The sequence below is a fragment of the Gillisella vitis genome (assembly GCF_001541345.2).
GTDB lineage: Bacteria > Pseudomonadota > Alphaproteobacteria > Rhizobiales > Rhizobiaceae > Allorhizobium > Allorhizobium vitis.
In genome coordinates this window covers 231988-252777 of the sequence record NZ_LMVL02000003.1, presented here as the reverse complement: position 1 = coordinate 252777, position 20790 = coordinate 231988, and the positions used below count along the sequence as shown (strand labels likewise).

Annotated in this window: 23 protein-coding genes and 1 pseudogene; 5 read left to right on the top strand and 19 right to left on the bottom strand. The window is 57.9% G+C overall.

Annotation, left to right across the window (positions count from 1 at the left end; genetic code table 11):
• Positions 1–228 precede the first annotated feature (228 nt).
• Positions 229–1020 carry a PRC-barrel domain-containing protein gene (locus ASB66_RS11250; protein ID WP_060715800.1) on the bottom strand — a complete coding sequence of 264 codons (792 nt, stop codon included), beginning with the start codon at positions 1018–1020 and terminating at the stop codon, positions 229–231.
• Between the two features lie 300 nt (positions 1021–1320).
• On the opposite strand from ASB66_RS11250, the gene ASB66_RS11245 reads away from it, so the two are divergent.
• Positions 1321–1584, top strand: coding sequence for a DUF982 domain-containing protein (locus ASB66_RS11245; protein ID WP_060715801.1), 264 nt, complete (start codon positions 1321–1323; stop codon positions 1582–1584).
• Positions 1585–1592: 8 nt separating this feature from the next.
• Here the strand turns inward: ASB66_RS11245 and ASB66_RS11240 are convergent, their stop codons facing one another.
• The 6 genes from ASB66_RS11240 to ASB66_RS11215 form a co-directional block, all read right to left on the bottom strand.
• Positions 1593–2138 (bottom strand): MerR family transcriptional regulator, encoded by a 546-nt coding sequence (locus tag ASB66_RS11240; protein ID WP_015915593.1) that lies wholly within the window; start codon positions 2136–2138, stop codon positions 1593–1595.
• Positions 2139–2330: 192 nt separating this feature from the next.
• Positions 2331–2669, bottom strand: coding sequence for an integration host factor subunit alpha (locus ASB66_RS11235; RefSeq protein ID WP_015915592.1), 339 nt, complete (start codon positions 2667–2669; stop codon positions 2331–2333).
• Positions 2670–2767: 98 nt separating this feature from the next.
• Positions 2768–3739 carry a beta-ketoacyl-ACP synthase III gene (locus tag ASB66_RS11230; protein ID WP_015915591.1) on the bottom strand — a complete coding sequence of 324 codons (972 nt, stop codon included), beginning with the start codon at positions 3737–3739 and terminating at the stop codon, positions 2768–2770.
• 19 nt (positions 3740–3758) lie between these two features.
• Entirely contained in the window at positions 3759–4826 is a 1068-nt protein-coding gene (gene plsX / locus ASB66_RS11225) for a phosphate acyltransferase PlsX (RefSeq protein WP_041696419.1), read from the bottom strand.
• Positions 4827–4936: 110 nt separating this feature from the next.
• Positions 4937–5500: a YceD family protein gene (locus tag ASB66_RS11220; RefSeq protein ID WP_060715802.1), complete on the bottom strand. Its 564-nt coding sequence runs from the start codon at positions 5498–5500 to the stop codon at positions 4937–4939.
• Positions 5497–6051 (bottom strand): ubiquinol-cytochrome C chaperone family protein, encoded by a 555-nt coding sequence (locus ASB66_RS11215; RefSeq protein ID WP_060715803.1) that lies wholly within the window; start codon positions 6049–6051, stop codon positions 5497–5499. The genes ASB66_RS11220 and ASB66_RS11215 overlap by 4 nt, the downstream gene beginning before the upstream one ends.
• A 334-nt stretch (positions 6052–6385) precedes the next feature.
• On the opposite strand from ASB66_RS11215, the gene ASB66_RS11210 reads away from it, so the two are divergent.
• The gene (locus ASB66_RS11210) at positions 6386–6892 is read left to right on the top strand and encodes an outer membrane protein assembly factor BamE (protein WP_060716020.1); all 507 of its coding nucleotides are present in this window, start codon (positions 6386–6388) and stop codon (positions 6890–6892) included.
• A 76-nt stretch (positions 6893–6968) separates the two neighbouring features.
• Here the strand turns inward: ASB66_RS11210 and ASB66_RS11205 are convergent.
• From ASB66_RS11205 to ASB66_RS26220, 5 genes and pseudogenes are all read right to left on the bottom strand, one after another.
• Positions 6969–9106, bottom strand: a pseudogene (locus tag ASB66_RS11205) (sodium-translocating pyrophosphatase).
• Positions 9107–9302: 196 nt separating this feature from the next.
• Positions 9303–10529, bottom strand: coding sequence for an MFS transporter (locus ASB66_RS11200; protein WP_060715804.1), 1227 nt, complete (start codon positions 10527–10529; stop codon positions 9303–9305).
• A 27-nt stretch (positions 10530–10556) separates the two neighbouring features.
• On the bottom strand, positions 10557–11039 hold the full coding sequence (gene nusB, locus ASB66_RS11195; protein WP_060716021.1) for a transcription antitermination factor NusB: 483 nt from the start codon (positions 11037–11039) through the stop codon (positions 10557–10559).
• Positions 11040–11043: 4 nt separating this feature from the next.
• Positions 11044–11502 carry a 6,7-dimethyl-8-ribityllumazine synthase gene (gene ribH, locus ASB66_RS11190; protein ID WP_015915583.1) on the bottom strand — a complete coding sequence of 153 codons (459 nt, stop codon included), beginning with the start codon at positions 11500–11502 and terminating at the stop codon, positions 11044–11046.
• A gap of 297 nt (positions 11503–11799) precedes the next feature.
• Complete coding sequence (locus ASB66_RS26220) at positions 11800–11973, bottom strand: hypothetical protein (protein ID WP_156544987.1); 174 nt, start codon at positions 11971–11973, stop codon at positions 11800–11802.
• Between the two features lie 59 nt (positions 11974–12032).
• Here ASB66_RS26220 and ASB66_RS11180 point away from each other — a divergent pair, with 59 nt between their 5' ends.
• The gene (locus ASB66_RS11180; RefSeq protein WP_060715806.1) at positions 12033–12392 is read left to right on the top strand and encodes a hypothetical protein; all 360 of its coding nucleotides are present in this window, start codon (positions 12033–12035) and stop codon (positions 12390–12392) included.
• A 61-nt stretch (positions 12393–12453) separates the two neighbouring features.
• On the opposite strand, the gene ASB66_RS11175 is transcribed toward ASB66_RS11180, so the two are convergent.
• From ASB66_RS11175 to ASB66_RS11145, 7 genes are all read right to left on the bottom strand, one after another.
• On the bottom strand, positions 12454–13065 hold the full coding sequence (locus tag ASB66_RS11175) for a riboflavin synthase (RefSeq protein ID WP_060715807.1): 612 nt from the start codon (positions 13063–13065) through the stop codon (positions 12454–12456).
• Positions 13065–14165, bottom strand: coding sequence for a bifunctional diaminohydroxyphosphoribosylaminopyrimidine deaminase/5-amino-6-(5-phosphoribosylamino)uracil reductase RibD (gene ribD, locus ASB66_RS11170; RefSeq protein ID WP_060715808.1), 1101 nt, complete (start codon positions 14163–14165; stop codon positions 13065–13067). The genes ASB66_RS11175 and ribD overlap by 1 nt, the downstream gene beginning before the upstream one ends.
• 2 nt (positions 14166–14167) lie before the next feature.
• Positions 14168–14644, bottom strand: coding sequence for a transcriptional regulator NrdR (gene nrdR, locus ASB66_RS11165; protein WP_015915579.1), 477 nt, complete (start codon positions 14642–14644; stop codon positions 14168–14170).
• A gap of 9 nt (positions 14645–14653) precedes the next feature.
• On the bottom strand, positions 14654–15943 hold the full coding sequence (gene glyA / locus ASB66_RS11160) for a serine hydroxymethyltransferase (RefSeq protein WP_060715809.1): 1290 nt from the start codon (positions 15941–15943) through the stop codon (positions 14654–14656).
• A gap of 202 nt (positions 15944–16145) precedes the next feature.
• The gene (locus ASB66_RS11155) at positions 16146–17471 is read right to left on the bottom strand and encodes a L,D-transpeptidase family protein (RefSeq protein WP_060715810.1); all 1326 of its coding nucleotides are present in this window, start codon (positions 17469–17471) and stop codon (positions 16146–16148) included.
• Between the two features lie 414 nt (positions 17472–17885).
• A complete protein-coding gene (gene ldtR / locus ASB66_RS11150; RefSeq protein WP_015915576.1) occupies positions 17886–18398 on the bottom strand; it encodes a transcriptional regulator LdtR in 513 nt (170 codons plus the stop codon).
• 148 nt (positions 18399–18546) lie between these two features.
• Entirely contained in the window at positions 18547–18966 is a 420-nt protein-coding gene (locus tag ASB66_RS11145) for a DUF6163 family protein (protein WP_060715811.1), read from the bottom strand.
• Between the two features lie 201 nt (positions 18967–19167).
• Between ASB66_RS11145 and hemB the strand changes: the two genes are divergently transcribed.
• Positions 19168–20181: a porphobilinogen synthase gene (gene hemB, locus ASB66_RS11140; protein WP_114386544.1), complete on the top strand. Its 1014-nt coding sequence runs from the start codon at positions 19168–19170 to the stop codon at positions 20179–20181.
• A gap of 89 nt (positions 20182–20270) precedes the next feature.
• A complete protein-coding gene (locus ASB66_RS11135) occupies positions 20271–20729 on the top strand; it encodes an RDD family protein (RefSeq protein ID WP_060715813.1) in 459 nt (152 codons plus the stop codon).
• Positions 20730–20790 lie beyond the last annotated feature (61 nt).

The following is a 20790-nucleotide window of genomic DNA, read 5'->3' as shown; positions in this document are numbered from 1 at the left end:
TCGCTTTTCTAAGATGAGATAGGCTGTTTCCAGGTGCGGCTAGGCCGCGCGTGAAATAGGTGAGCTATGCCACGGTCCAAAGATACCAATGCATCACTGGCTTTGGATAGAGATCAGTGGAATAGCAAACATCGTTTTTAATGAAACATTTGCATCGGACGACCAAAACGGCATGCATGGCAACCAGCGGCTTGTCCCCGTCCGTCAGAGCATGCTTTGGCTAACCGCTCATTTTGTGGCACTGTCTCTCGAGGTTTTCGTGGGTTCATCTGGCCCGGGTCCTGCAATCAAACTCTCGAAAATCGCATCGTTTGTCTTGCGCCATGTCTCGTCGGTCAACCATTGATAATCCTGGTCCGGCATCAAAGGAACCGCCTTTACCTGCGCATTCGAAATCCGCAGAAAGAAGCTCTTCCTTTCCCGATCGACAAGCAGGTAGCGAAGCGGAACAACGAGACTATCCTTGCCCGGTACAAAGAACCCGCCAGCCGCAACGATTGCATAGTCCTGCCGGTCCCGGGTGCCGATGACCACATTGCGAACTTCGCCAACGATCTTGTCATCGGCAGTCCGAACCTCGGCACCGACAATTTCATTGACCAGCAAGCCAGGATCAAGATCGTTGATGCTGATCAAAGCCCCCTCATTGGCAGTGCCACGGCTTCCCTTGACCTGGCCCAGCCTATGCCATTGCGGCTCGCCGGCGGCCAATTGCTGGTCGGTCGCGTCTTCGTCATTGGTCCCCAACCGCGCCATGAACGGAGATGCGATCAATTCACGAATATTGCCCAGTAACCGCTCGCAATCTTTTTCCAGCCCGTAATTCCACAGAAGAAAGGCCGCATCGCGCAATTTGCGCAGGTCATGCACGAGATAACGGTTTTGAGGATCTCGAAATTCCGGCTTTTCCAGAATGGCTTCTTCAAGTCTCGCGTCGGAAATATTGCAGGCGGCTATCGCTGGCGTGCCACAAAGCGCAAGCAAAAGCGCTCCAGCCGCGGCTGATTTCATAAACATCATTCCTGGTCCGATCGGCGGGTTTTGCTATGACTTCGTGTTGCCCAGCACACTGATCGGAAGGAGGCGCACCGCATGACGCTATTCTTCACGAACCATAACGCGCGCCATCCTGATTTGTTCCAAAATTTAAGAAAATATTCCTTTTTGACATTCTTTTCTTATTGCCGAAACACACGCCAGACACGTCTTTGCCGTCGATCCCACAGCCCGCGATATACGGCCAAAATTTATTATTCGCATCGGATTTTTTCTGCGGAACCAATGGTTAACCGTGGCGTTATGAGCCGCGGAGAACATGACATGACATTAGACAGAGACTTTCAGCGGCCGGTCGCCTTGGTCATTGCCGGAACCACCCACATGGTAAGGTCGATTCGTGAAGCAGCCTGGCTGCTTGCCGATCAATGGCCGGATTTTTCCTGCGAATATTTTCGCAAGGCCTTGTCCGCCTGCGCAGCCGCCCTGGAAGGACGGCGTTCCGCCACCTATGCGCGGCGCGCGCTGATCCTTGCCGCGCATCGCGCCAATGTGGCGATTGCGCCTGAGCAAACTCAGGCGGCGTGAGGGGTGTTTTAGCGGACCTGATCCAATAGCCGCTTGCATTCCAGCAGATCGAACAGAGTTTCCTGAAGCAGCGCCCGGTCTTCCTTGCCGACCGAACCACGGCCAGCGGAAATGTCGAGAGCGCTATCGTCGCCACCGCCGAAGTTAAAGAATCGGCTGCTAGTACGCGACTTTGCATGACCGACGACCTGATCGTCGTCGCTGCCGAGTTTGGGATCGTCATTGCTGGATTGGCCAGCAGCAACCAGGGCTTCCATCGTCGCCAGATCGCCGGAAGCGACAGCCATGACGAATTTATTGCCATTGGTTTTCAGAAGCTTCTGCACACCTTTGATCGTATAGCCGTGATCATAGAGAAGATGGCGAATGCCTTTGAGAAGTTCGATATCGTCAGGACGGTAGTAACGCCGACCGCCGCCGCGTTTCAGCGGCTTGATCTGCGGAAACCGGGTTTCCCAGAATCGCAGCACATGCTGAGGCAAATCAAGATCGTCCGCCACTTCGCTGATCGTACGGAAAGCATCAGGGCTTTTATCCAAGACGGGCTCCATCATCTCACTCTCAACGACAGCATATCTCTCATCAGAAACTGAGGCTGTATCATCTTGTATTGCAGCCAGTGTTTGGAGGACTATTCAGTAAGTCGCCCATCCGTATGGCAGCTCGAAAGCGCCGTCCGCAACCAATAGGGACCGACATAATCAAGCTCAAAACTTGCCGGAACCGCTGGGTTGCTCCCAAGACCATTAAGCAGCCGGATTGGCCGGTTTCTGCTTGGCTTTGCGGGCCAGATGCGAGCGTAGGATACGCTGTTTCAACACGTTGGAGGCCTTGAACGTCATCACCTTGCGGGGCGAAATCGGCACTTCTTCGCCGGTCTTCGGGTTGCGGCCGATCCGCTCGTTCTTGGCGCGCACCTGGAAGGTAGCGAAAGAGGAAAGCTTGACCATTTCGCCACGCACGATGGCATTGCAAATCTCATCGATAACAGTTTCGACAAGTTCGGCGGATTCCGTCCGGGAGAGACCAACCTTGCGGAAGACCGATTCAGCCAAATCCGCGCGTGTTACCGTTTTGCCAGCCATAGCATCCCGTCCATTTATCAGTTCTGATCGTTATACTCAGAGACTATTGATATGAACGCAATCGGTCAAGCACCGTTAACAACTTGTTTTTGCGGCAACTACCAGCGCAGCAGCAGTGCACCCCAGGTAAATCCGCCGCCCATGGCTTCCAATAGCACCAGGTCGCCTTGCTTGATCCGGCCATCGGCGACCGCAACCGAAATCGCCAGCGGAATCGAGGCGGCAGATGTATTGCCGTGCTGATCGACGGTGATCACAACTTTTTCCAGGGGAATATCCAGTTTTTTCGCAGCGCCGTCGATAATGCGGCGATTGGCCTGATGCGGCACCAGCCAATCGACATCCTCAGCCGTCAGGCCCGACGCCGCGAAGGATTGCTCGATCACATCGGCGATCATGCCGACCGCGTGCTTGAAGACTTCACGGCCTTCCATGCGCAAATGGCCGACAGTGCCTGTCGTCGATGGGCCGCCATCCACATATAGCTTGTCCTTGTGCGAGCCGTCCGAGCGCAAATGCGCCGTCAGCACGCCGCGGTCGGCAATGGTTCCCTGCCCTTCGACCGCTTCCAGCACCAGAGCGCCAGCGCCATCGCCGAACAGCACGCAGGTGGTGCGGTCCTGCCAGTCGAGAATACGCGAAAAGGTCTCGGCACCGATGACCAGCACCCGCTTCGCCAGTCCGCCGCGAATATACGCATCCGCCGTCGTCATCGCATAGACGAACCCGGTGCAGACGGCCTGAACGTCAAAGGCAAACCCATGGGTCATGCCAAGCCGGTTCTGGATATTCACCGCAGCCGACGGAAAGGTGTTGTCGGGCGTCGATGTGGCGCAGATGATCATGTCGATATCGGCAGGCGCGAGACCAGCGGCCTCCAGCGCCTTCAAGGCAGCCTCAGCGCCAAGCGAGGCTGTAGTCTCCCCCTCACCGGCAATATAGCGCTGCTTGATGCCGGTGCGTTGAACGATCCAGTCGTCCGACGTGTCGACAAGCGTTTCCATTTCGCGGTTACTCAATAGCCGCTTGGGCAAAGCCGAGCCAACACCGCGAACAACTGAACGAATCATTTTATATTTATCCTGTCTTTCACGCTGCTTCCGGCCCGGCGCTGGAGGAACCAGCCCTGGACGTCGATGGAAAGCGAGTGTGATAAAGTTTCAAATCATTTTCAATTTTCTGGGTCAAACCGTTGCGCGCCATGTCATAGCCAACCTCGATGGCTGAACCGAAACCTTCCGCGTCCGTACCGCCATGGCTCTTGATGACGATGCCGTTCAGACCGAGAAAGACGCCGCCATTCACCTTGCGCGGGTCCATCTTGTCCTTCAGCGCATCGAACGCCCCCTTGGCGAAGAAATAGCCGATCTTCGACATCAGGCTGCGCGACATGGCAGCCCTCAAATAGGTGGCAATCTGGCGCGCCGTGCCTTCGGCAGCCTTCAGGGCGATATTGCCGGTGAAGCCTTCCGTGACGACGACATCGACCGTGCCCTTGCCAAGATCGTCTCCCTCGACGAAACCAGCATAGTTTAGGGTGTCCAGACCTGCCTCACGCAACATGCGGCCCGCTTCGCGCACTTCTTCCTGACCCTTGATTTCCTCGACGCCGACATTCAACAAGCCAATCGAAGGACGATCAATCTGGAATAAAGCCCGGGCCATAGCGCCGCCCATCACGGCGAAATCCAGCAGTTGTTGCGCATCGGCACCAATGGTGGCGCCAATATCGAGCACAATGCTTTCCCCTTTCAGGGTCGGCCAGATCCCGGCAATGGCCGGGCGTTCCACATTGGCCATGGTGCGCAGGCAGAACTTGGACATCGCCATCAGTGCGCCGGTATTACCGGCAGACACGACAACATCCGCCTCGCCTGTTTTGACGGCCTCAATCGAGCGCCACATGCTGGAGACATAGCGGCCACGCCGCAGCGCCTGGCTTGGCTTTTCGTCCATAGCGATTGCCACTTCGCAATCGTGGAAGACGGATTTTGCTTTCAATTTTGGATATTTGGCAAGAAAAGGCTCGCACTTTTCCCGCTGGCCAAACAGGATGAATGTAATCTCCGGATGGCGCTCCAGCGCCCGGGCGGCGCCCGGAATAACGACTTCGGGACCGAAATCGCCCCCCATGACGTCGAGAGAAATTTTGACCACGCGTCTTAATCCCTTCTTTTTCACCCCCAGGTGAAATTTTCGGCCAAAATACCGGTTTTGGTCTGGCGTACAACTTATTTGTGGTTCATCGTCAAGGCGCGACTGTCAATCTAGTCCTTTTTCCAGTCTTTAAGCGCGGCAAAGGGCGATGGGCGAATAATCTGCGCGCCTGTATCCTCGTTATGGCCTGAAAATTCAACGCCCGGCTTGCGCGGATAGGGGTCGATTGCCATGGCGGCAAACTCGGCGACCAGCGCGCCCGCATCGATCGTGTCACCGACGAAGGGTTCCGGCGCGTCCGGTCCATCCGGGTCCAGCACCATTTCGCCCTGGCCGTCCAGCACAATGCGGGCAAGCTTGGAGCCTTCAGGCACGAAAACCTGCTCCACCTGTTCGCTAATCTGCGTCAGCACCGGCTCCAGCGTCACGACGCAGGCCTGCTCGATCTCGCCTTCCACCACGCCCTTGATTCGCACACCGTCGCGCTTCCAGCGGCTGATCTGAAGTTCAGCCTTCAGGGATCGGACAGCCAGCACTTTCCACAACTGCGCCAGGCCTTGGCGCTCGGCGTCATTGGCCTCAAGGCGCACCCGTACGGCATTGGCGGAGACATGTCCGACCTTGACGTGATAGGAAAAAGGCGTGTTTGCCAGGGTTTGGCCTTGCGATTTCATCGATGAACCTGCTGCTCTGGAAGAGGAAATGCCAGCGATCCGGTGATCACGGCCTCTTCCGTCGTTTGTAAAAGATATGTTTCCGCTGTGATGGCCCAATGGGCCAGATCCGTCATGGCCGGAAGCGCAGCTTCTGGCACGTCTGGATGGATATTGCGCCGAAAGCCGGCGGCAAGCGCACTCTCATCCTTCAAATCGAGTGCCTTGCCGTAGGTTTCAAGGCGGCCGTAGAACATTCCCGCCAATTTTTTCATCCTCTTGGGCACGGTCTGGTCGCCGACGCCCAATTCCCGGATGGAATGATCGACATCCTGAAAAAACGCGTCAATGATTTCCTGCGCCACTTCCTGGCCGCTACGCTCAGATTTCGCCGTGCGGCGTAGATAGAGAATCAGCACCAGCGACAGCATTTCGAAACGGCCCATCACGGTATCCGGCACATTGAACGTCTCGTAGAATAGCGGTACGCGGGCGGTTTCCATCAGCACGGCATATTGGCGGTCGATAATCTGGCGGTTGTTGCGGCGGGTCTTGAACAGGGTGAAAATCATGGCAGCGCCTATTTTACGTGTTGCCGGCTATTCGTCCGATCCCTGGAGAAAGAGGCGCGACGGCCCGACCGATGTTGCATGATGACTAAAGCTGGTTTACCGAAGCAGTGATGAATTGCAATGCCGTTTTACCGGACAGGCCCTGCCGATGGCAATCGCATCGGCCAAAGCGGGTTCTGGTTTGAAACATATCGTTGCTCAGTCTTTTCAGTTTCCCCGGAAAGGCCACAATGATATGGGCAAGACGCAAGCGGATAAGTACAAGAAGCGACTGGCGCAAGAAATGGCTGGCGCAAGAACGAACCTGGCCTGCAGGCGGGCAGAAGAGAGCATGATGGGAGATGCATCATTGAAGAGACGGTATTTCCGGCCCGACGCCAAGGCAATCGGCCTGGCCGCGATGACCTTGCTGATCGCAACCGGCGGCTTGACCGGCTGCACGACCGGTGAAGTTTTCCATAACGGCTATATTGTAGACCCGAAGGCGCTGGATCTGGTGCCGGTCGGTGCCAGCCGCGAACAGGTCCTGCTATCGCTCGGCACGCCGTCGACCACGGCGACCTTCGATGGCGAGGTATTCTATTATATCTCCCAGACCCGCAAGCGCCCCGTGGCCTTCATGAAGCAGCAGCTGGTGGATCAGCAGGTTCTGGCGATTTACTTCGACAAGAACGGCACTGTCGCCCGGCGCGCCAATTACAGCATGAAGGACGGTAAGGTCTTCGACATGGTCTCGCGTACCACGCCAACCGGCGGCAAGGACCTCAGCTTCCTGCAACAGATCCTGTCGGGCGGCAACGGCGCTACCAACAGCATCAAGAACATGCTCGGCTTCCAATAAGCCGAGCCTCAATACCAAAACAAAACCCGCGGCCTCACGGTCGCGGGTTTTTCTATGTTTACACTGTTTAAAACCCTCAGCCGGCAAGAATGGCCAGCAGCAACAGGGCAACGATATTGGTGATCTTGATGGCCGGATTGACAGCAGGGCCTGCCGTATCCTTGTAGGGATCGCCAACCGTATCGCCGGTAACGGATGCCTTATGGGCGTCTGACCCTTTCAGATGCGTTGTGCCGTCCTTGTCAACAAAGCCGTCCTCGAAGCTCTTCTTGGCATTGTCCCAGGCGCCGCCGCCAGATGTCATGGAAATTGCCACGAACAGGCCGTTAACGATCACGCCCAGCAAGGATGCCCCCAAAGCCGCAAAGGCCGAGGCCTTGGAGCCGGAAACCAGCAGCACGCCGAAATAGACGACGATGGGCGCCAGCACTGGCAACAATGACGGCACGATCATCTCACGGATTGCCGCCTTGGTGAGGATATCCACAGCGCGGCCATAATCCGGCTTTTCGGTTCCCTGCATGATGCCGGGCTTTTCGCGGAATTGGCGGCGCACTTCCTCGACGATGGAGCCAGCGGCCCGGCCCACCGCCGTCATGGCGATGCCGCCAAACAGGTAGGGAATGAGACCGCCGAAGATTAGCCCGGCCACCACATACGGGTTGGAGAGGCTGAAGGAAATGTCGCCGATCCCGGCGAAATAGGGATATTGATCGCCATTGGCCGCGAAATATTGCAGGTCATTGGAATAGGCGGCAAACAGCACCAGCGCGCCAAGCCCTGCCGAACCGATGGCATAGCCCTTGGTGACGGCCTTGGTGGTATTGCCAACCGCATCCAGCGCGTCAGTAACCTTGCGCACCTCCGGTGGCAGATGCGCCATTTCGGCAATGCCGCCAGCATTGTCGGTCACAGGACCGAAAGCATCGAGCGCAACGATCATCCCGGCCAGCCCCAGCATGGTGGTGACGGCGATGGCTGTGCCGAACAGACCGGCCAGTTGATAGGTGGAGATGATACCGCCAATGATCACCAGCGCTGGCAGCGCAGTTGACTCAAGGGAAACCGCCAGACCCTGGATGACATTGGTGCCGTGACCGGTCACCGACGCCTGGGCGATGGAATTGACCGGGCGTTTGTTGGTTCCGGTATAGTATTCGGTGATGACAACGATCAGCGCGGTGACGACCAGGCCGAGAACGCCGCAGATGAACAGGTTAACCCCGGTAATCGCCTGACCCGCAACGCTGCCAATCGCACCCCAGCCGATAGTAAGCTGAGTTGCCACGGCCAGACCGATGATGGAGAGCAATCCGGTGACGATCAGGCCTTTGTAGAGCGCGCCCATGATCGAGCCATTGACGCCGAGCTTGACGAAAAACGTGCCGGCAATCGAGGTCAGGATGCAGGTGCCGCAAATCGCCAGCGGATAGATCATGGCACTTTCCAATATCGCACTGCCCGCGAAGAAAATCGCCGCCAACACCATGGTCGCAACCACGGAGACCGCATAGGTCTCAAACAGGTCGGCGGCCATGCCGGCGCAATCACCGACATTATCGCCAACATTATCGGCAATGGTCGCCGGGTTGCGCGGATCATCCTCGGGAATGCCCGCCTCGACCTTGCCGACGAGATCGCCGCCGACATCGGCGCCCTTGGTGAAGATACCGCCGCCAAGCCGGGCGAAGATCGAGATCAGCGACGCGCCGAAGCCGAGCGCCACCAGCGCATCGATCACATCGCGCGAGCCGCTGGCATGGTCGAGACCATAGGTCAGAATGAGATAATAAACGGAGACACCGAGAAGAGCGAGGCCCCCACCAACATGCCGGTAATGGCCCCGGATTTGAAGGCGATGTCGAGACCGGCAGCCAGGCTCTGGGCCGAGGCCTGCGCGGTGCGAACATTGGCGCGCACCGACACATGCATGCCGATAAAGCCCGCTGCACCGGAGAGAACCGCGCCGATCAGGAAACCGACGGCGGCCTCACCTGACAGCAGGTACCAGACGCCTGCGAACACCACGGCGCCGACGATGGCGATGGTCAGATATTGCCGGGCCAAATAGGCCTGCGCCCCCTCGCGGATATAGCCGGCGATTTCCTGCATACGCGGCGTGCCCTGGTCAGCGGCCAGAACCGCCTGCGTTGCCCAGACCGCATAGGCCACGGAAATCAAGCCACATAGAATTACGCCTAACAGAACTGCCATTCCAACGCCTCCCTGTTGTACACCGCCCTCTCCTCAAAGGACGTTGCCTGTTTCGAAGGCAGAGTGCGCTTCTCACGCCGCAAAGGTCAAGAGTGTGCAACCGGATTTCAAAGCGTCCTGCCGTGCCTGAACGCAACCAACAACCGTCGGGAAATGTTCCGCCGTGAAGAGCTGTGTTGGAGGGTAACAGGAGCTGTCAGGCCTTGACGTGACGCTCGGCAAGCAATTGCAGCGCAATCAGCACGAGGCAAAGCACGGTCACCGGCCAGATCACCAGGTTCATCACCGACCAGCCATAGGCGGTAAACACCTTGCCGGAAGAAAAGGACGAGAGAGCAACCGTGCTGAACAGGATGATGTCGTGGAAACCCTGGACCTTGTCAGCCTCCTGCGGCCGATAGGAGGAGGCGACGATGGCGGTAGCGCCGATGAAGCCGAAATTCCAGCCGATGCCGAGCAGCACCAGCGCGCCCCAGAAATTCCATAGCTCGACGCCCATGTGGGCGACGACGGCGCACCCCATCAGGATCAGCAGACCGGCGGCAACGATTTTTTCTGCCCCGAACCTGCGGATCAGTCGTCCGGTGAAGAAGCTTGGCGCGAACATGGCGATGACATGCCATTGAATGCCGAGAGTTGCCTGATCGGAGGTAAAGCCGCAGCCGATCACCATGGCGAGCGGCGCACCCGTCATCATGAAGGTCATCAGCGCATAGGTGCAGATACCGCAGATCATCCCGGTGATGAACCGTTGCGTCAGCACGATCTCGCGCAGCGGGCGCGCGGGCTTGGCGCTGTCATCCTGGTGGCCGAGCGGCTGCCCCAGATGAACGAAGCTGAGAATCCCAATGGCCAGCAGCATCAGCGGCGCCAGTGCCAGGAATGCACCGGCAAACAACACCGGCTCGAACAGATCTTTCAGCCAGATCGCCAATTGCGGACCAAGGATCGCCGAAACAATGCCGCCTGCGAGAATCCAGGAAATGGCCTCGCCCTTGAAATAGCTGGGCGAACTGTCGGCGGCGGCAAATCGGATCTTCTGGGTAAAGCCGCTGGACAGGCCGATCAGCAGCAGGCCGAAGGCAAACAGCCAGAAATCGATCCTGAACAGTGCCAGCGTGGCAACCAATCCGCCAATCGCCGCCGAGCCTGCCCCCATGATGAATGCAGCCTTGCGACCAAACAGCCGGGCCGCGACGGCAATAACCACCGCGCCGAGGGCAACGCCAATGTTGAAGCCGGTGAGCGGCGCTGTCGCCAGCGATTTATCGGCACCCAGCATTTGGTAACCGGCAAGCCCGCCCAGGGAAAAGGACAGGGGGGCAACAGAGCCCAGAACCGCCTGGGCAGCGGTCAGAATAGCAACGGTACGCTTGGCACCGCGCAACTGATGTTCAAGGCCAGTGCTGCTTTCCACTGCCATGGTCCTGCCCCCTCCCCCGAAGGGCTGTTACTTGACTGCGGGAGCCCTGACCTGCTTGGCAATCCGGTCCAGCACCGCATTCACCAGCTTGGGTTCGTCTTCCTGGAAAAAGGCGTGGGCAATCTCCACGTATTCCGTGACGATCACCGCAATGGGTACGTCTTTACGCTCCAGCAATTCGAACGTACCGGCGCGCAGAATGGCCCGCACGGTGCTGTCCACCCGGGCCAGCGACCAATCGTCCTGCAAGGCCTGACGGATCAGCGGATCGATCTTGGTCTGGTCGCGGACCACACCGGCCACGATGGAACGGAACCAGGAGGCATCGGCCTTCAGATAGGTTTCGCCGTCGATTTCCTGACCGAGACGATGGGTCTCGTATTCAGCAACGACTTCAAGAACGCCGGTGCCGCCGATATCCATCTGGTAAAGCGCCTGCACAGCGGCAAGCCGTGCCGCGCCGCGCTGGTTGGCGGTCTTGACCGGCGGTTTGTTATTTTCGGTCGTCATCGGTTCAACCACCAAATTTCTGCTTCAAGGCAATCATCGTCAAGGCGGCGCGAGCGGCAAAGCCACCCTTGTCCTTGTCCGTCCGCTTGACGCGGGCCCAGGCCTGTTCGTCATTCTCTACCGTGAGGATGCCGTTGCCGATGGCAAGCGATTCTGACACGGAAAGATCCATCAGGGCGCGGGAGGATTCGTTGGCGACGATATCGAAGTGATAGGTCTCACCCCTGATAACCATGCCGAGAGCCACATAGCCATCATAGACCACGCCGCCATTGTCGGCGCCGTCAAGCGCCATGGAAATAGCCGCAGGGACTTCGAGCGCGCCCATGACGGTAACGATGTCATAGCTGGCGCCAGCCTCATCCAGCACCGCCTTGGCGCCGTCCAGAAGCGCATCGGCCATGTCGTCGTAGAAACGGGCCTCGACAATAAGAAGGTGCGGTGCGGAATACTGGTCAGACATAAGCGGTCACCCCGGAACGGATGGAGAAAATGGCAATGATTGGATGCGGGGTCAAACCATGCCCTACCCCGAATGGCAAGTGTTTTTCCGCAAAACCCGCCGAAATGCCGCCAAAGCCTTGCAATCCGGCTCCCTTGGCCTCCCAACGCCAGCGCTATCGCACATTATTGTGACCAAGCCCGCAAAACACCGGTTTTGCGGCAGATGCAGACATTTTACTGACTCATCAGTCATTGGAAGGCGCGCCAATGAGATAGCCTCAACAGAGGACACGCTTCGTCAACCTGCTGATAAATATCAGTAATCTTGCGAAAATCCGAGCCAGAAAACCGGTAGTGATAATTGGTCAGCAGCGACACTTTCGCCCGCGCTAAAAATGGCGATTTGATGAAAATCAAGATGACGGATTTGTAACCCATCAAGGCGGTCCGAGGGCTGGAAATCGCCTTTGTTGCGACGCACATCAATCATCACCGGCAAGCGTCTTGGACGAGATAAGCCGGGGGATAATTTGGATCAGGAGATTACCGATGAACCGTGTCGGACATATGCTCAGTGCTTCTACCGTCGCCGCCATCTCTTTCGGTGGCGCATCCCAGGCCGCTATTGAAGTGGCCTCCGAAGATGGTCATCCCCAGTCAGTGCAAGCAATTGTCGGCAACCGACTGACAGTCGTGCCGCTGCGTGGCCTTCAGACATCCGACCCAATGCGCCAGGCGCTGGATGCCCAGGACCCGCATTCCGCCCAGGCGCGCAAGTTGCAGGCCGCTATTATTGCCAATCCGAAACTGATGCGTCAGCTCGATGGCCAGGGCGTCGATGTCACCACCATTGTTGGCATGGTGACGGTCGATGACGGTAGCATCTCAGTGTTTACCGCCTCGGCTTGATGGATGTGTGCGGAAGGAGCTACCCGGCCCTTCCGCCCTTTCTCACAAAGCGCATAAGTTTTTACGCCTTTGGAAATTCCGCGAGCCTTGCCGCATAGCGCGCCATGGTATCGACTTCGAAATTGACGAAATCGCCGACCTGCCGGTCGCCCCATGTCGTCACTTCCAGCGTGTGGCGGATCAGCAGGATGTCGAAGTCGCAGCCCTCGACACCATTGACCGTCAGCGAGGTTCCGTCCAGCGCAACTGAGCCCTTCGGGGCGACGAAACGGGCCAGGTTCTCAGGCACCCGCAGAGTGAAGCGGGTCGCATCGCCTTCGGCTTTGATCGCCAGAATCTCGGCCTTGCCATCGACATGGCCGGAGACGATATGCCCGCCCAGCTCATCGCCGATTTTCAAAGAGCGCTCCAGGTTGATCCGTGTGCCCTTTTGCCAGCTACCGATGGTGGTCAGCCGCAGGGCTTCTTCCCAGGCTTCCACTTCAAACCACCGTGCATTGCTGCCCGACTCTGGCAGACCGGTGACGGTCAGGCAGGTCCCGGAATGCGCAATGGAAGCGCCCATGTCGATTGTATCAGGATCATAGGCTGTGACGATGCGCAGCTTTACGCCTTCCTTCAGAGGCACGATGTCTTCCACGGTGCCGATATCGGTGACAATGCCTGTAAACATCAGAAATCCCGCTCATATTCACCAAACCTATCCGCGCCGAAGGTCACACCGCGCAGATGACGAAAATTTTCCGGTATATTGGCAGGCGTGAGCGGCGATGCAAGTCCACTATCGCCGATTTCATCCGGTCCTTGATAAAGATGGATGCGATCCACCAGGCCCGCGTTCAGAAAGGCTTTTGCCGCAGCGGCCCCACCTTCCACCAGCAGGGAAGACATCCCCTGCACAGCCAGTTGGCGCAGCAGATCGTCAAGATCGGCCACCGGCCAGACATGGACACCCGCAGCCTGCAATGCCGTGCGGCTCGCCTCGAAACTTTCCGTGCAGGTAAAGGTGGAAGGCTCACCGCAGGCGCAAACCGTTGGCACTTGACCTGCCGTTTGCACCAGTTTCGACCCAAGGGACAGGTCCAGCCGCCGGTCAAGCACGATGCGCAGCGGCGAAAGATGGGTCTGTCCAGCCAGCCGCACCGTCAGATCTGGATCATCAGCTTTTGCCGTGCCGAACCCGACCAGAATGGCATCAGTCTCGGCGCGCAGCAATTGCACCTGGATACGGGCCAGTGGTCCGGTGATCGCCACCTGCCCCTCGCCCGCCCGGCCAATCATGCCATCGCGCGATAGCGCCAGTTTCAGCGTTACATGCGGGCGCTGTTTCGTCTGCCGGGTCAGATAGGCAGCGAGGCCATAGCGCGCTTCACGCTCCAGCACGCCGGTTACCACCTCGATCCCCGCATCCGTCAGGATGGAAAGGCCACGGCCTGAAACGCGCGGGTCCGGGTCGGTCACGGCAACCACAACCCGTGCCACGCCAGCCTCAACCAGCGCATCCGCACAGGGCGGTGTCTTGCCATGATGAGAACAGGGCTCAAGCGTTACATAGGCCGTTGCGCCACGTGCTTTTTCGCCGGCCACGGCAAGAGCCTGACGTTCGGCATGCGGGCGTCCGCCAATCGCTGTGACAGCGGAGCCAACGATGGTTCCATCAGCAACAATCACGCAGCCGACAGACGGGTTGGTCAGGGTTTGCCCCAGATGACTGCGACCAAGCCTAATCGCCGCTGCCATAAACCGCTGATCGTCAGGCTGGTCGCACACCATGTTTACCCCGGTTCGTGATCCTGGGAAATCTTGGCGGTAATTTCAGAAATGACCTGCTCGAAATCCTCAGCATGGGAAAAATCACGGTAGACCGAGGCGTAACGCACGAAAGCCACGTCATCGAGGCTTTTCAGCGCTTCCAGCACCTGCAAGCCGATCTGTTCGGAGGAAATTTCCGTCTCGCCGGAGCTTTCCAGCCGTCGCACGATTCCCGAGACCGCCCGTTCGATCCGGTCCCGATCAACGGGACGTTTGCGAAGGGCAATCTCGAAAGACCGCACCAGCTTGTTGCGGTCGAAAGGCGCCTTGCGGCCCGTCTTTTTCAACACGGTCAGCTCGCGCAGTTGCACGCGCTCGAATGTGGTGAAGCGGCCGCCGCAATCCGGGCAGATCCGACGCCGGCGGATGGCGCTATTGTCCTCCGCCGGTCGGGAATCCTTGACCTGGGTATCGTCCGAACCGCAAAACGGGCACCGCATCTCTTCGCCTTACAGGTAAGGATACATCGGGAAGCGGCCGGTCAGGCCAACGACCTTATCGCGAACGCTTGCCTCGACGGCGCTATTGCCCTCGTCGGAATTGGCAACTTTCAGACCGTCGAGAACCTCAACGATCAGATTACCGATCTCGATGAATTCGGCCTCCTTGAAGCCACGGGTCGTGCCAGCTGGCGTGCCGAGGCGAACACCCGAGGTGACGAAAGGCTTTTCAGGATCGAACGGAATGCCGTTCTTGTTGCAGGTGACATAGGCGCGGCCAAGGGCTGCCTCGGCGCGCTTGCCGGTGGCGTTCTTCTTGCGCAGATCGACCAGCATCAAATGGTTGTCGGTACCGCCGGAGACGATATCGAGGCCACCCTTGACCAGGGTTTCTGAAAGGGCCTTGGCGTTCTTGACCACCTGGGCGGCATAATCCTGGAATTCCGGCTGCAAGGCTTCGCCAAAGGCAACCGCCTTGGCAGCGATCACATGCATCAGCGGGCCGCCCTGGAGACCGGGGAAGACAGCCGAATTGAACTTCTTGGCCAGATCCTCGTCATTGGTGAGGATCATGCCGCCACGCGGGCCACGCAACGACTTGTGTGTCGTGGTGGTGGCGACGTGGCAATGCGGGAACGGCGACGGATGCTGATTGCCAGCGACCAGACCGGCGATATGGGCCATATCGACCATCAGATAGGCGCCGACTTCGTCTGCGATCTCACGGAAGCGCTTCCAGTCCCAGATCCGCGAATAGGCTGTGCCACCGGCAATGATCAGCTTGGGCTTGTGTTTGCGGGCCGATTCAGCCACCGCATCCATGTCCAGAAGATTATCGTCCTGACGCACGCCATAGGAGACGACGTTGAACCACTTGCCTGACATGTTGACCGGCGAACCGTGGGTGAGATGGCCCCCGGAATTCAGGTCGAGACCCATGAAGGTATCGCCCGGCTGCAACAGCGCCAGGAACACGGCCTGGTTCATCTGCGAACCGGAATTGGGCTGAACATTGGCAAAATTGACGCCAAACAGCTTCTTGGCGCGTTCGATCGCCAATTCCTCGGCAATATCCACGAACTGACAGCCACCGTAATAGCGCTTGCCCGGATAGCCCTCGGCATATTTGTTGGTCATGATCGAGCCCTGCGCTTCCAGCACGGCGCGCGAGACGATGTTTTCAGAAGCAATCAGCTCGATTTCATGGCGTTGACGACCGAGCTCCTTTTCAATCGCACCAAAAATATCCGGATCGGTTTCGGCAAGCGGACGGGAAAAGAAAGCATCGGTATTGGCCATGATCGCAGTCTCCTGAAAGCGTTGATGCGTGCGCGTCTTAACGTCCTCGCGCCCCAAGAGCAAGACAACAGAACGACATTTGCGGGTCAAAGCGCGGAAGACGATGCTTGTTCTTGTATCACCCAGCCTGCTGCCCGCGTAAAAACGCAGAAGGCCGCGCAACTTGAGCGCGGCCCTTGATAAAAATGCCTGGAAGCAAGACTTACTGCGGCAAATTGTCGTCCTCAATCCGGCCTGGATTTTGCTCCACCCCAATGTTGGTTTGCAGCGCCAACTGGGCATCGCCATCACGCTTGTAGATATCATCACGGAACTGCACGACATTGTCCTTGGCAGACCACGCCGTGATGTACACGATATAGACAGGCACTTCCTGCGAAAGCTTGATCACATTGTTCTGGCGCGTGGAGATGACCCGCTCGATTTCCTGACGGTTCCAGCCGGGCGTATCCCTCAGCAACCATGTGATCAGATCGCGCACGTTCTGGACGCGCATGCAGCCGGAGGATTCAAAGCGCATCAGTTTGTTGAACAGGCCCTGCTGCGGCGTATCGTGCAGATATTCGTTGTTGGGATTGTGAAAGTTGATCTTCGTCGAGGCCATGGCGTTGATCTTGCCAGGGTCCTGACGGAACATCAGGTTCGGCGCCTTTGGCGCGTTCCAATCCACAGTTTCCGGAGCCACTTCCTGGCCTTTGCCATCGAAGAGACGGATATTGTTGCGCGTGAGATAGGTCGGGTCCTTGCGCATCAGCGGCACGATGTCCTTTTCGACGATCGAGCGCGGCGCAGTCCAGTAGGGATTCAGGATGACTTCATAGATCTTGGAATTGATGGAATGGGTCGGGCGGTCGATACGACCGACAACGGCATTGGTGCGCAGTGCGACGCGATCGTTTTCGACGGCCTCGATGGACATCGAGGGAATGTTGACCATGACATACCGGTTGCCCAGATCACCAGACATTGCCTGCAGGCGCACCAGATTGGTATTGAGCTGGTTGAGACGCACATCGGCAGAAATATTCATCGCTTTCAGCGTATATTCGCCAAGCGCACCATCGGTGGGCAGACCGTGACGAGCCTGAAAACGCTTCACGGCACCGTCGACATAGGTGTCGAAAGAATTGGACATGCCCGCTTCCTGGCCAAGATCGCCCGAGATCATCAGGCGTTGGCGCAGTTGCTGAACGACGGGATCAATGGACCCGAGTTTCAACTTCACCGAGGGATTGACCTGCGGCCAACCGCCCTGAGCAACGATCTGCTGATAGGCGGAAATGGCCAATTGCAGGTTCGGCAGGTTGGTGGCGCTCAACATCGGCGAATTTGATGTCACCGAGGCGACCGCACGTGATGTCTGGGCATCGAACTGGTCGTCCCAATTGCCCCGCGACCGGGCATTGATCAGCTCGTCGACGGCAGATTGCGCCATGGCGGTCCCGGCCAGCGTGGATGCTCCCACCAATGCCGCGCCTCTCAACAATGCTCTGCGAGAGACCGAAACCATATTCATCTTGTCCGCCATAGTCTTCTATTTCCCTACCGATCCACCGATCCCGAAACGCTTTAGCCCATGGGAGACGATCAGGTCCCATGAAGGCATTGTGCTTAATAAAGCCGGAGGCGTTCCGCAATCATTGTTTTCATCGCGGGAAACGTTTGCCGCTATCGCTTGTTCCAAAAGCCCTCTGCCCTAAAGAGTTTCTTTTGAACCCGGGCGAAGGCAAGGCTCTAGCGCGGGTCGAACAACCAGCTTATTCCACAGTCTGGCGGTCCCATATCAATATGGCCAAAGCTTGTCAGGCCCGAGGCGCTCACAACACTGTGTTGAATAAGCATCCACGCATCAAAACAAAGCGAGGCGATATCAACCTGCCGGGATTGAAGGACCGTTACCGGTCTATCAAGGCAGCAAAGCCAGACATTGCAGCCGGTTGGACTACATCCGATAGGCGATCGTGTCGTTCCAGAAGCGATCGAGACGCTGCAACAACCGGTTCATCTGGTTGAACTCGTCCGGACCGATGCCACCGACCTTCTGGATGGAGCCGACGTGACGCTCATAGAGCTTGGCAACGGTTTCGGCGATGTCCTGGCCTTCGGGCGTCAGGGAAATACGGACCGAACGGCGGTCGACACGCGAGCGGGAATGATTGATGAAACCAAGGTCCACCAGCTTCTTGACGTTATAGGAAACGTTGGAGCCGAGGTAGTAGCCACGCGAGCGAAGTTCGCCAGCCGTCAGCTCGGAATTGCCGATGTTAAACAACAGCAAAGCCTGGACGGCATTGACGTCGTTACGGCCCTGACGGTCGAATTCGTCCTTGATAACGTCGAGCAGGCGGCGGTGAAGGCGCTCCACCAGATGCAGGGAATCAAGATAGAGAGAACGGATGGTCTGCTCTTCGTGATCGATAGCGGACACCTGCGGTTTGATCTTTGTCGTGGTCATATCGTCTGCCTCACTGTTTGGGTGGCGGCCTTGTTGGTTTCCAACCGCCTTGTGAGTGACAATATCGAATGCAGATAAAATTCTATTTAAAACGCAGGCTTAACAGAGGCTTACCATTCAGCCTGCTTGTATCAGGGTAAACCATTCCTTATGCCGTGGCGCGCCGGCGCTTTTGCAGCAGGATCGCCAGGCGGAAAGCGATATAAACGACGGCGACAATCAGATGGAATGCGACGATCAGCGGATCGCGCCCGAAAATGCCCGGCCATACGGCGTGCATCAGGATCTGGCCACTGGCGGCAATCACCCAGATGACCGGCCCCCAGGAGACCGTCATCCACAACCCGACCCCTGCCACCGGCAGCATCACGGCAAGCCCGCAGCTGGCAATGCGCCAAGGCACATTCATCAGATCGAACCGCCCAAGGCCGTCGCCTGCAAAGCCCACCAGAAGCCCCCAGAACTGTAAGCCCAGCCAAAGGCAGGCAAGCGCAACAACGCGCAGGAAGAGCACGAACAACAGGTCTACCAGGCTGGGCTTTGGCGTATGGACGACATCATCAATCATGGCGCAACGATATCGCATAATTGACCCGACCGGTATCGGCGACCGGTGAAATTTATGGGGAGACACACGATCCGCAGACGGTTTTATTCGAGCATCGCTATGCCGGGGGGATGGGTGCGGTCAGGTTGCCGCAGTGGGCAAACATCCCAGCGCATGATAAACGGCATCACAAGAGAGCAGGCCTGAAGACTGGAGACCGCGATGACCAACAAGACCCACCTCGTCGACGATATTACCGGCCACCGACGCATGCGCCGCAACCGCAAGGCGGATTGGACGCGCCGGCTGGTACAGGAAAGCCGGTTGACGGTAGACGACCTGATCTGGCCGATCTTCCTCGTGCCCGGCAGCGGCATCGTCGAGCCGATCGCCGCTATGCCAGGGGTCAACAGGATGAGTGTCGACAAGGCCGTCGAGGCGGTGAAGGAAGCCGCCGATCTCGGCATTCCGGCCATTGCCACCTTTCCGAATATCGAGATGAACCTGCGGGACCAGACGGGTTCCCATATCCTGGAAGCCAATAACCTGCTCAACCAGGCGACGGCGGCCATCAAGAAGGCCGTCGCCAACATCGGCGTGATTACCGATGTGGCGCTGGACCCGTTTACCAGCCATGGGCATGACGGCATTTTGCGCGGCGATGATATCGTCAATGACGAAACGGTCGATCAGGTGGTTAAGGCCGCCATCCTGCAGGCCGATGCCGGCTCCGACATTATTGCGCCGTCCGAAATGATGGACGGGCGAATCGGCGCCATCCGCCGCGGGCTCGACGCCGCCGGTCACCAGTCGGTCGGCATCATGTCCTATGCGACGAAATTCTCCTCCGGCTATTACGGCCCCTATCGTGAGGCGATTTCCACCGCCGGTCTGCTGAAGGGCGACAAGAACAGCTATTACATCAGCCCGGCCAACGGCACCGAAGCAGTGCGCGATGCTGCCATGGATGTTGAGGAAGGAGCGGATATGCTGATGGTCAAGCCCGGCCTGCCCTATCTGGATATCTGCTGGCGTCTCAAGGAAGCGTTCAGCCTGCCGGTCTTCGCCTATCAGGTGTCAGGTGAATATGCGCAGATCAAAGCGGCGGGTCTGAATGGCTGGATTGACGAGGAGCGGGTGATGATGGAAACGCTGCTCTGCTTCAAACGGGCCGGATGCGATGGCATTCTGAGTTATTTTGCCGTGGAAGCGGCAAAGCGGCTGGCCAGAAGCTGAGCTTTTTCGGCCTGACATAACAGAGTGTCAGGCAATTGTATTGTGGAGCGGGGCTTCCCATATCATCGTCATCGACCAAGGAGACGATCATGAGCTTCGATCCGAATATGACCACCGTGGCTCCAACCGACTGGCGCGCCTATAGCGGCGTGCTGTCGCGCCGGGTCTTTGCCTTCATCATCGACTATGTCCTGGTCGGGCTCCTGTGGGTTCCCGCCGCCGTCGTGGTGTTCTTCCTCGGTGTCATCACGCTTGGCCTCGGCTGGCTCCTTTATCCCATTCTGTTTTTCATCGTCGCGGGCCTTTATTTCGGTCTGTCGCTGGCCGGACGCACTCAGGCGACGCCTGGCATGCGGGCCATGGGAATTGCAATGATTCGCCTGGACGGCACCAAGATTGATTTCGTCACGGCCATTGCTCATCTGGCACTATTCTGGATCCTCAATTCCGTGTTGACGCCACTGATCCTGCTGGCGGGACTGTTTACCGATCGCTCGCGACTGGTCCATGACTTGCTGCTCGGCACGGCTGCGCTTCGCGCTGGCTGAGTGAAAGCCGGCACCCGCTAAAAATTAGTAGTCGCATTAGAAATGACTACAATTTCACGTT

Excerpts from the sequence above, each read along its gene's own strand:
- ribH (WP_015915583.1), bottom strand. The coding sequence starts at position 11,502 with ATGTCTGACCAGTATTCCGCACCGCACCTTCTTATTGTCGAGGCCCGT.
- ASB66_RS11240 (WP_015915593.1), bottom strand. The coding sequence starts at position 2,138 with ATGATGGAGCCCGTCTTGGATAAAAGCCCTGATGCTTTCCGTACGATC.
- ASB66_RS11215 (WP_060715803.1), bottom strand. The coding sequence starts at position 6,051 with ATGATTTTCACCCTGTTCAAGACCCGCCGCAACAACCGCCAGATTATC.
- ASB66_RS11230 (WP_015915591.1), bottom strand. The coding sequence starts at position 3,739 with ATGATTCGTTCAGTTGTTCGCGGTGTTGGCTCGGCTTTGCCCAAGCGG.
- ASB66_RS11175 (WP_060715807.1), bottom strand. The coding sequence starts at position 13,065 with ATGTTTACAGGCATTGTCACCGATATCGGCACCGTGGAAGACATCGTG.
- ASB66_RS11245 (WP_060715801.1), top strand. The coding sequence starts at position 1,321 with ATGACATTAGACAGAGACTTTCAGCGGCCGGTCGCCTTGGTCATTGCC.
- ASB66_RS11235 (WP_015915592.1), bottom strand. The coding sequence starts at position 2,669 with ATGGCTGGCAAAACGGTAACACGCGCGGATTTGGCTGAATCGGTCTTC.
- nrdR (WP_015915579.1), bottom strand. The coding sequence starts at position 14,644 with ATGCGGTGCCCGTTTTGCGGTTCGGACGATACCCAGGTCAAGGATTCC.
- ASB66_RS11155 (WP_060715810.1), bottom strand. The coding sequence starts at position 17,471 with ATGGCGGACAAGATGAATATGGTTTCGGTCTCTCGCAGAGCATTGTTG.
- ASB66_RS11135 (WP_060715813.1), top strand. The coding sequence starts at position 20,271 with ATGAGCTTCGATCCGAATATGACCACCGTGGCTCCAACCGACTGGCGC.
- glyA (WP_060715809.1), bottom strand. The coding sequence starts at position 15,943 with ATGGCCAATACCGATGCTTTCTTTTCCCGTCCGCTTGCCGAAACCGAT.
- hemB (WP_114386544.1), top strand. The coding sequence starts at position 19,168 with ATGACCAACAAGACCCACCTCGTCGACGATATTACCGGCCACCGACGC.
- ASB66_RS11180 (WP_060715806.1), top strand. The coding sequence starts at position 12,033 with ATGAACCGTGTCGGACATATGCTCAGTGCTTCTACCGTCGCCGCCATC.
- ribD (WP_060715808.1), bottom strand. The coding sequence starts at position 14,165 with ATGGTGTGCGACCAGCCTGACGATCAGCGGTTTATGGCAGCGGCGATT.
- ASB66_RS11250 (WP_060715800.1), bottom strand. The coding sequence starts at position 1,020 with ATGATGTTTATGAAATCAGCCGCGGCTGGAGCGCTTTTGCTTGCGCTT.
- ASB66_RS26220 (WP_156544987.1), bottom strand. The coding sequence starts at position 11,973 with ATGATTGATGTGCGTCGCAACAAAGGCGATTTCCAGCCCTCGGACCGC.
- ASB66_RS11210 (WP_060716020.1), top strand. The coding sequence starts at position 6,386 with ATGGGAGATGCATCATTGAAGAGACGGTATTTCCGGCCCGACGCCAAG.
- ASB66_RS11145 (WP_060715811.1), bottom strand. The coding sequence starts at position 18,966 with ATGATTGATGATGTCGTCCATACGCCAAAGCCCAGCCTGGTAGACCTG.
- ASB66_RS11220 (WP_060715802.1), bottom strand. The coding sequence starts at position 5,500 with ATGAAATCGCAAGGCCAAACCCTGGCAAACACGCCTTTTTCCTATCAC.
- ldtR (WP_015915576.1), bottom strand. The coding sequence starts at position 18,398 with ATGACCACGACAAAGATCAAACCGCAGGTGTCCGCTATCGATCACGAA.
- ASB66_RS11200 (WP_060715804.1), bottom strand. The coding sequence starts at position 10,529 with ATGGCAGTGGAAAGCAGCACTGGCCTTGAACATCAGTTGCGCGGTGCC.
- nusB (WP_060716021.1), bottom strand. The coding sequence starts at position 11,039 with ATGACGACCGAAAATAACAAACCGCCGGTCAAGACCGCCAACCAGCGC.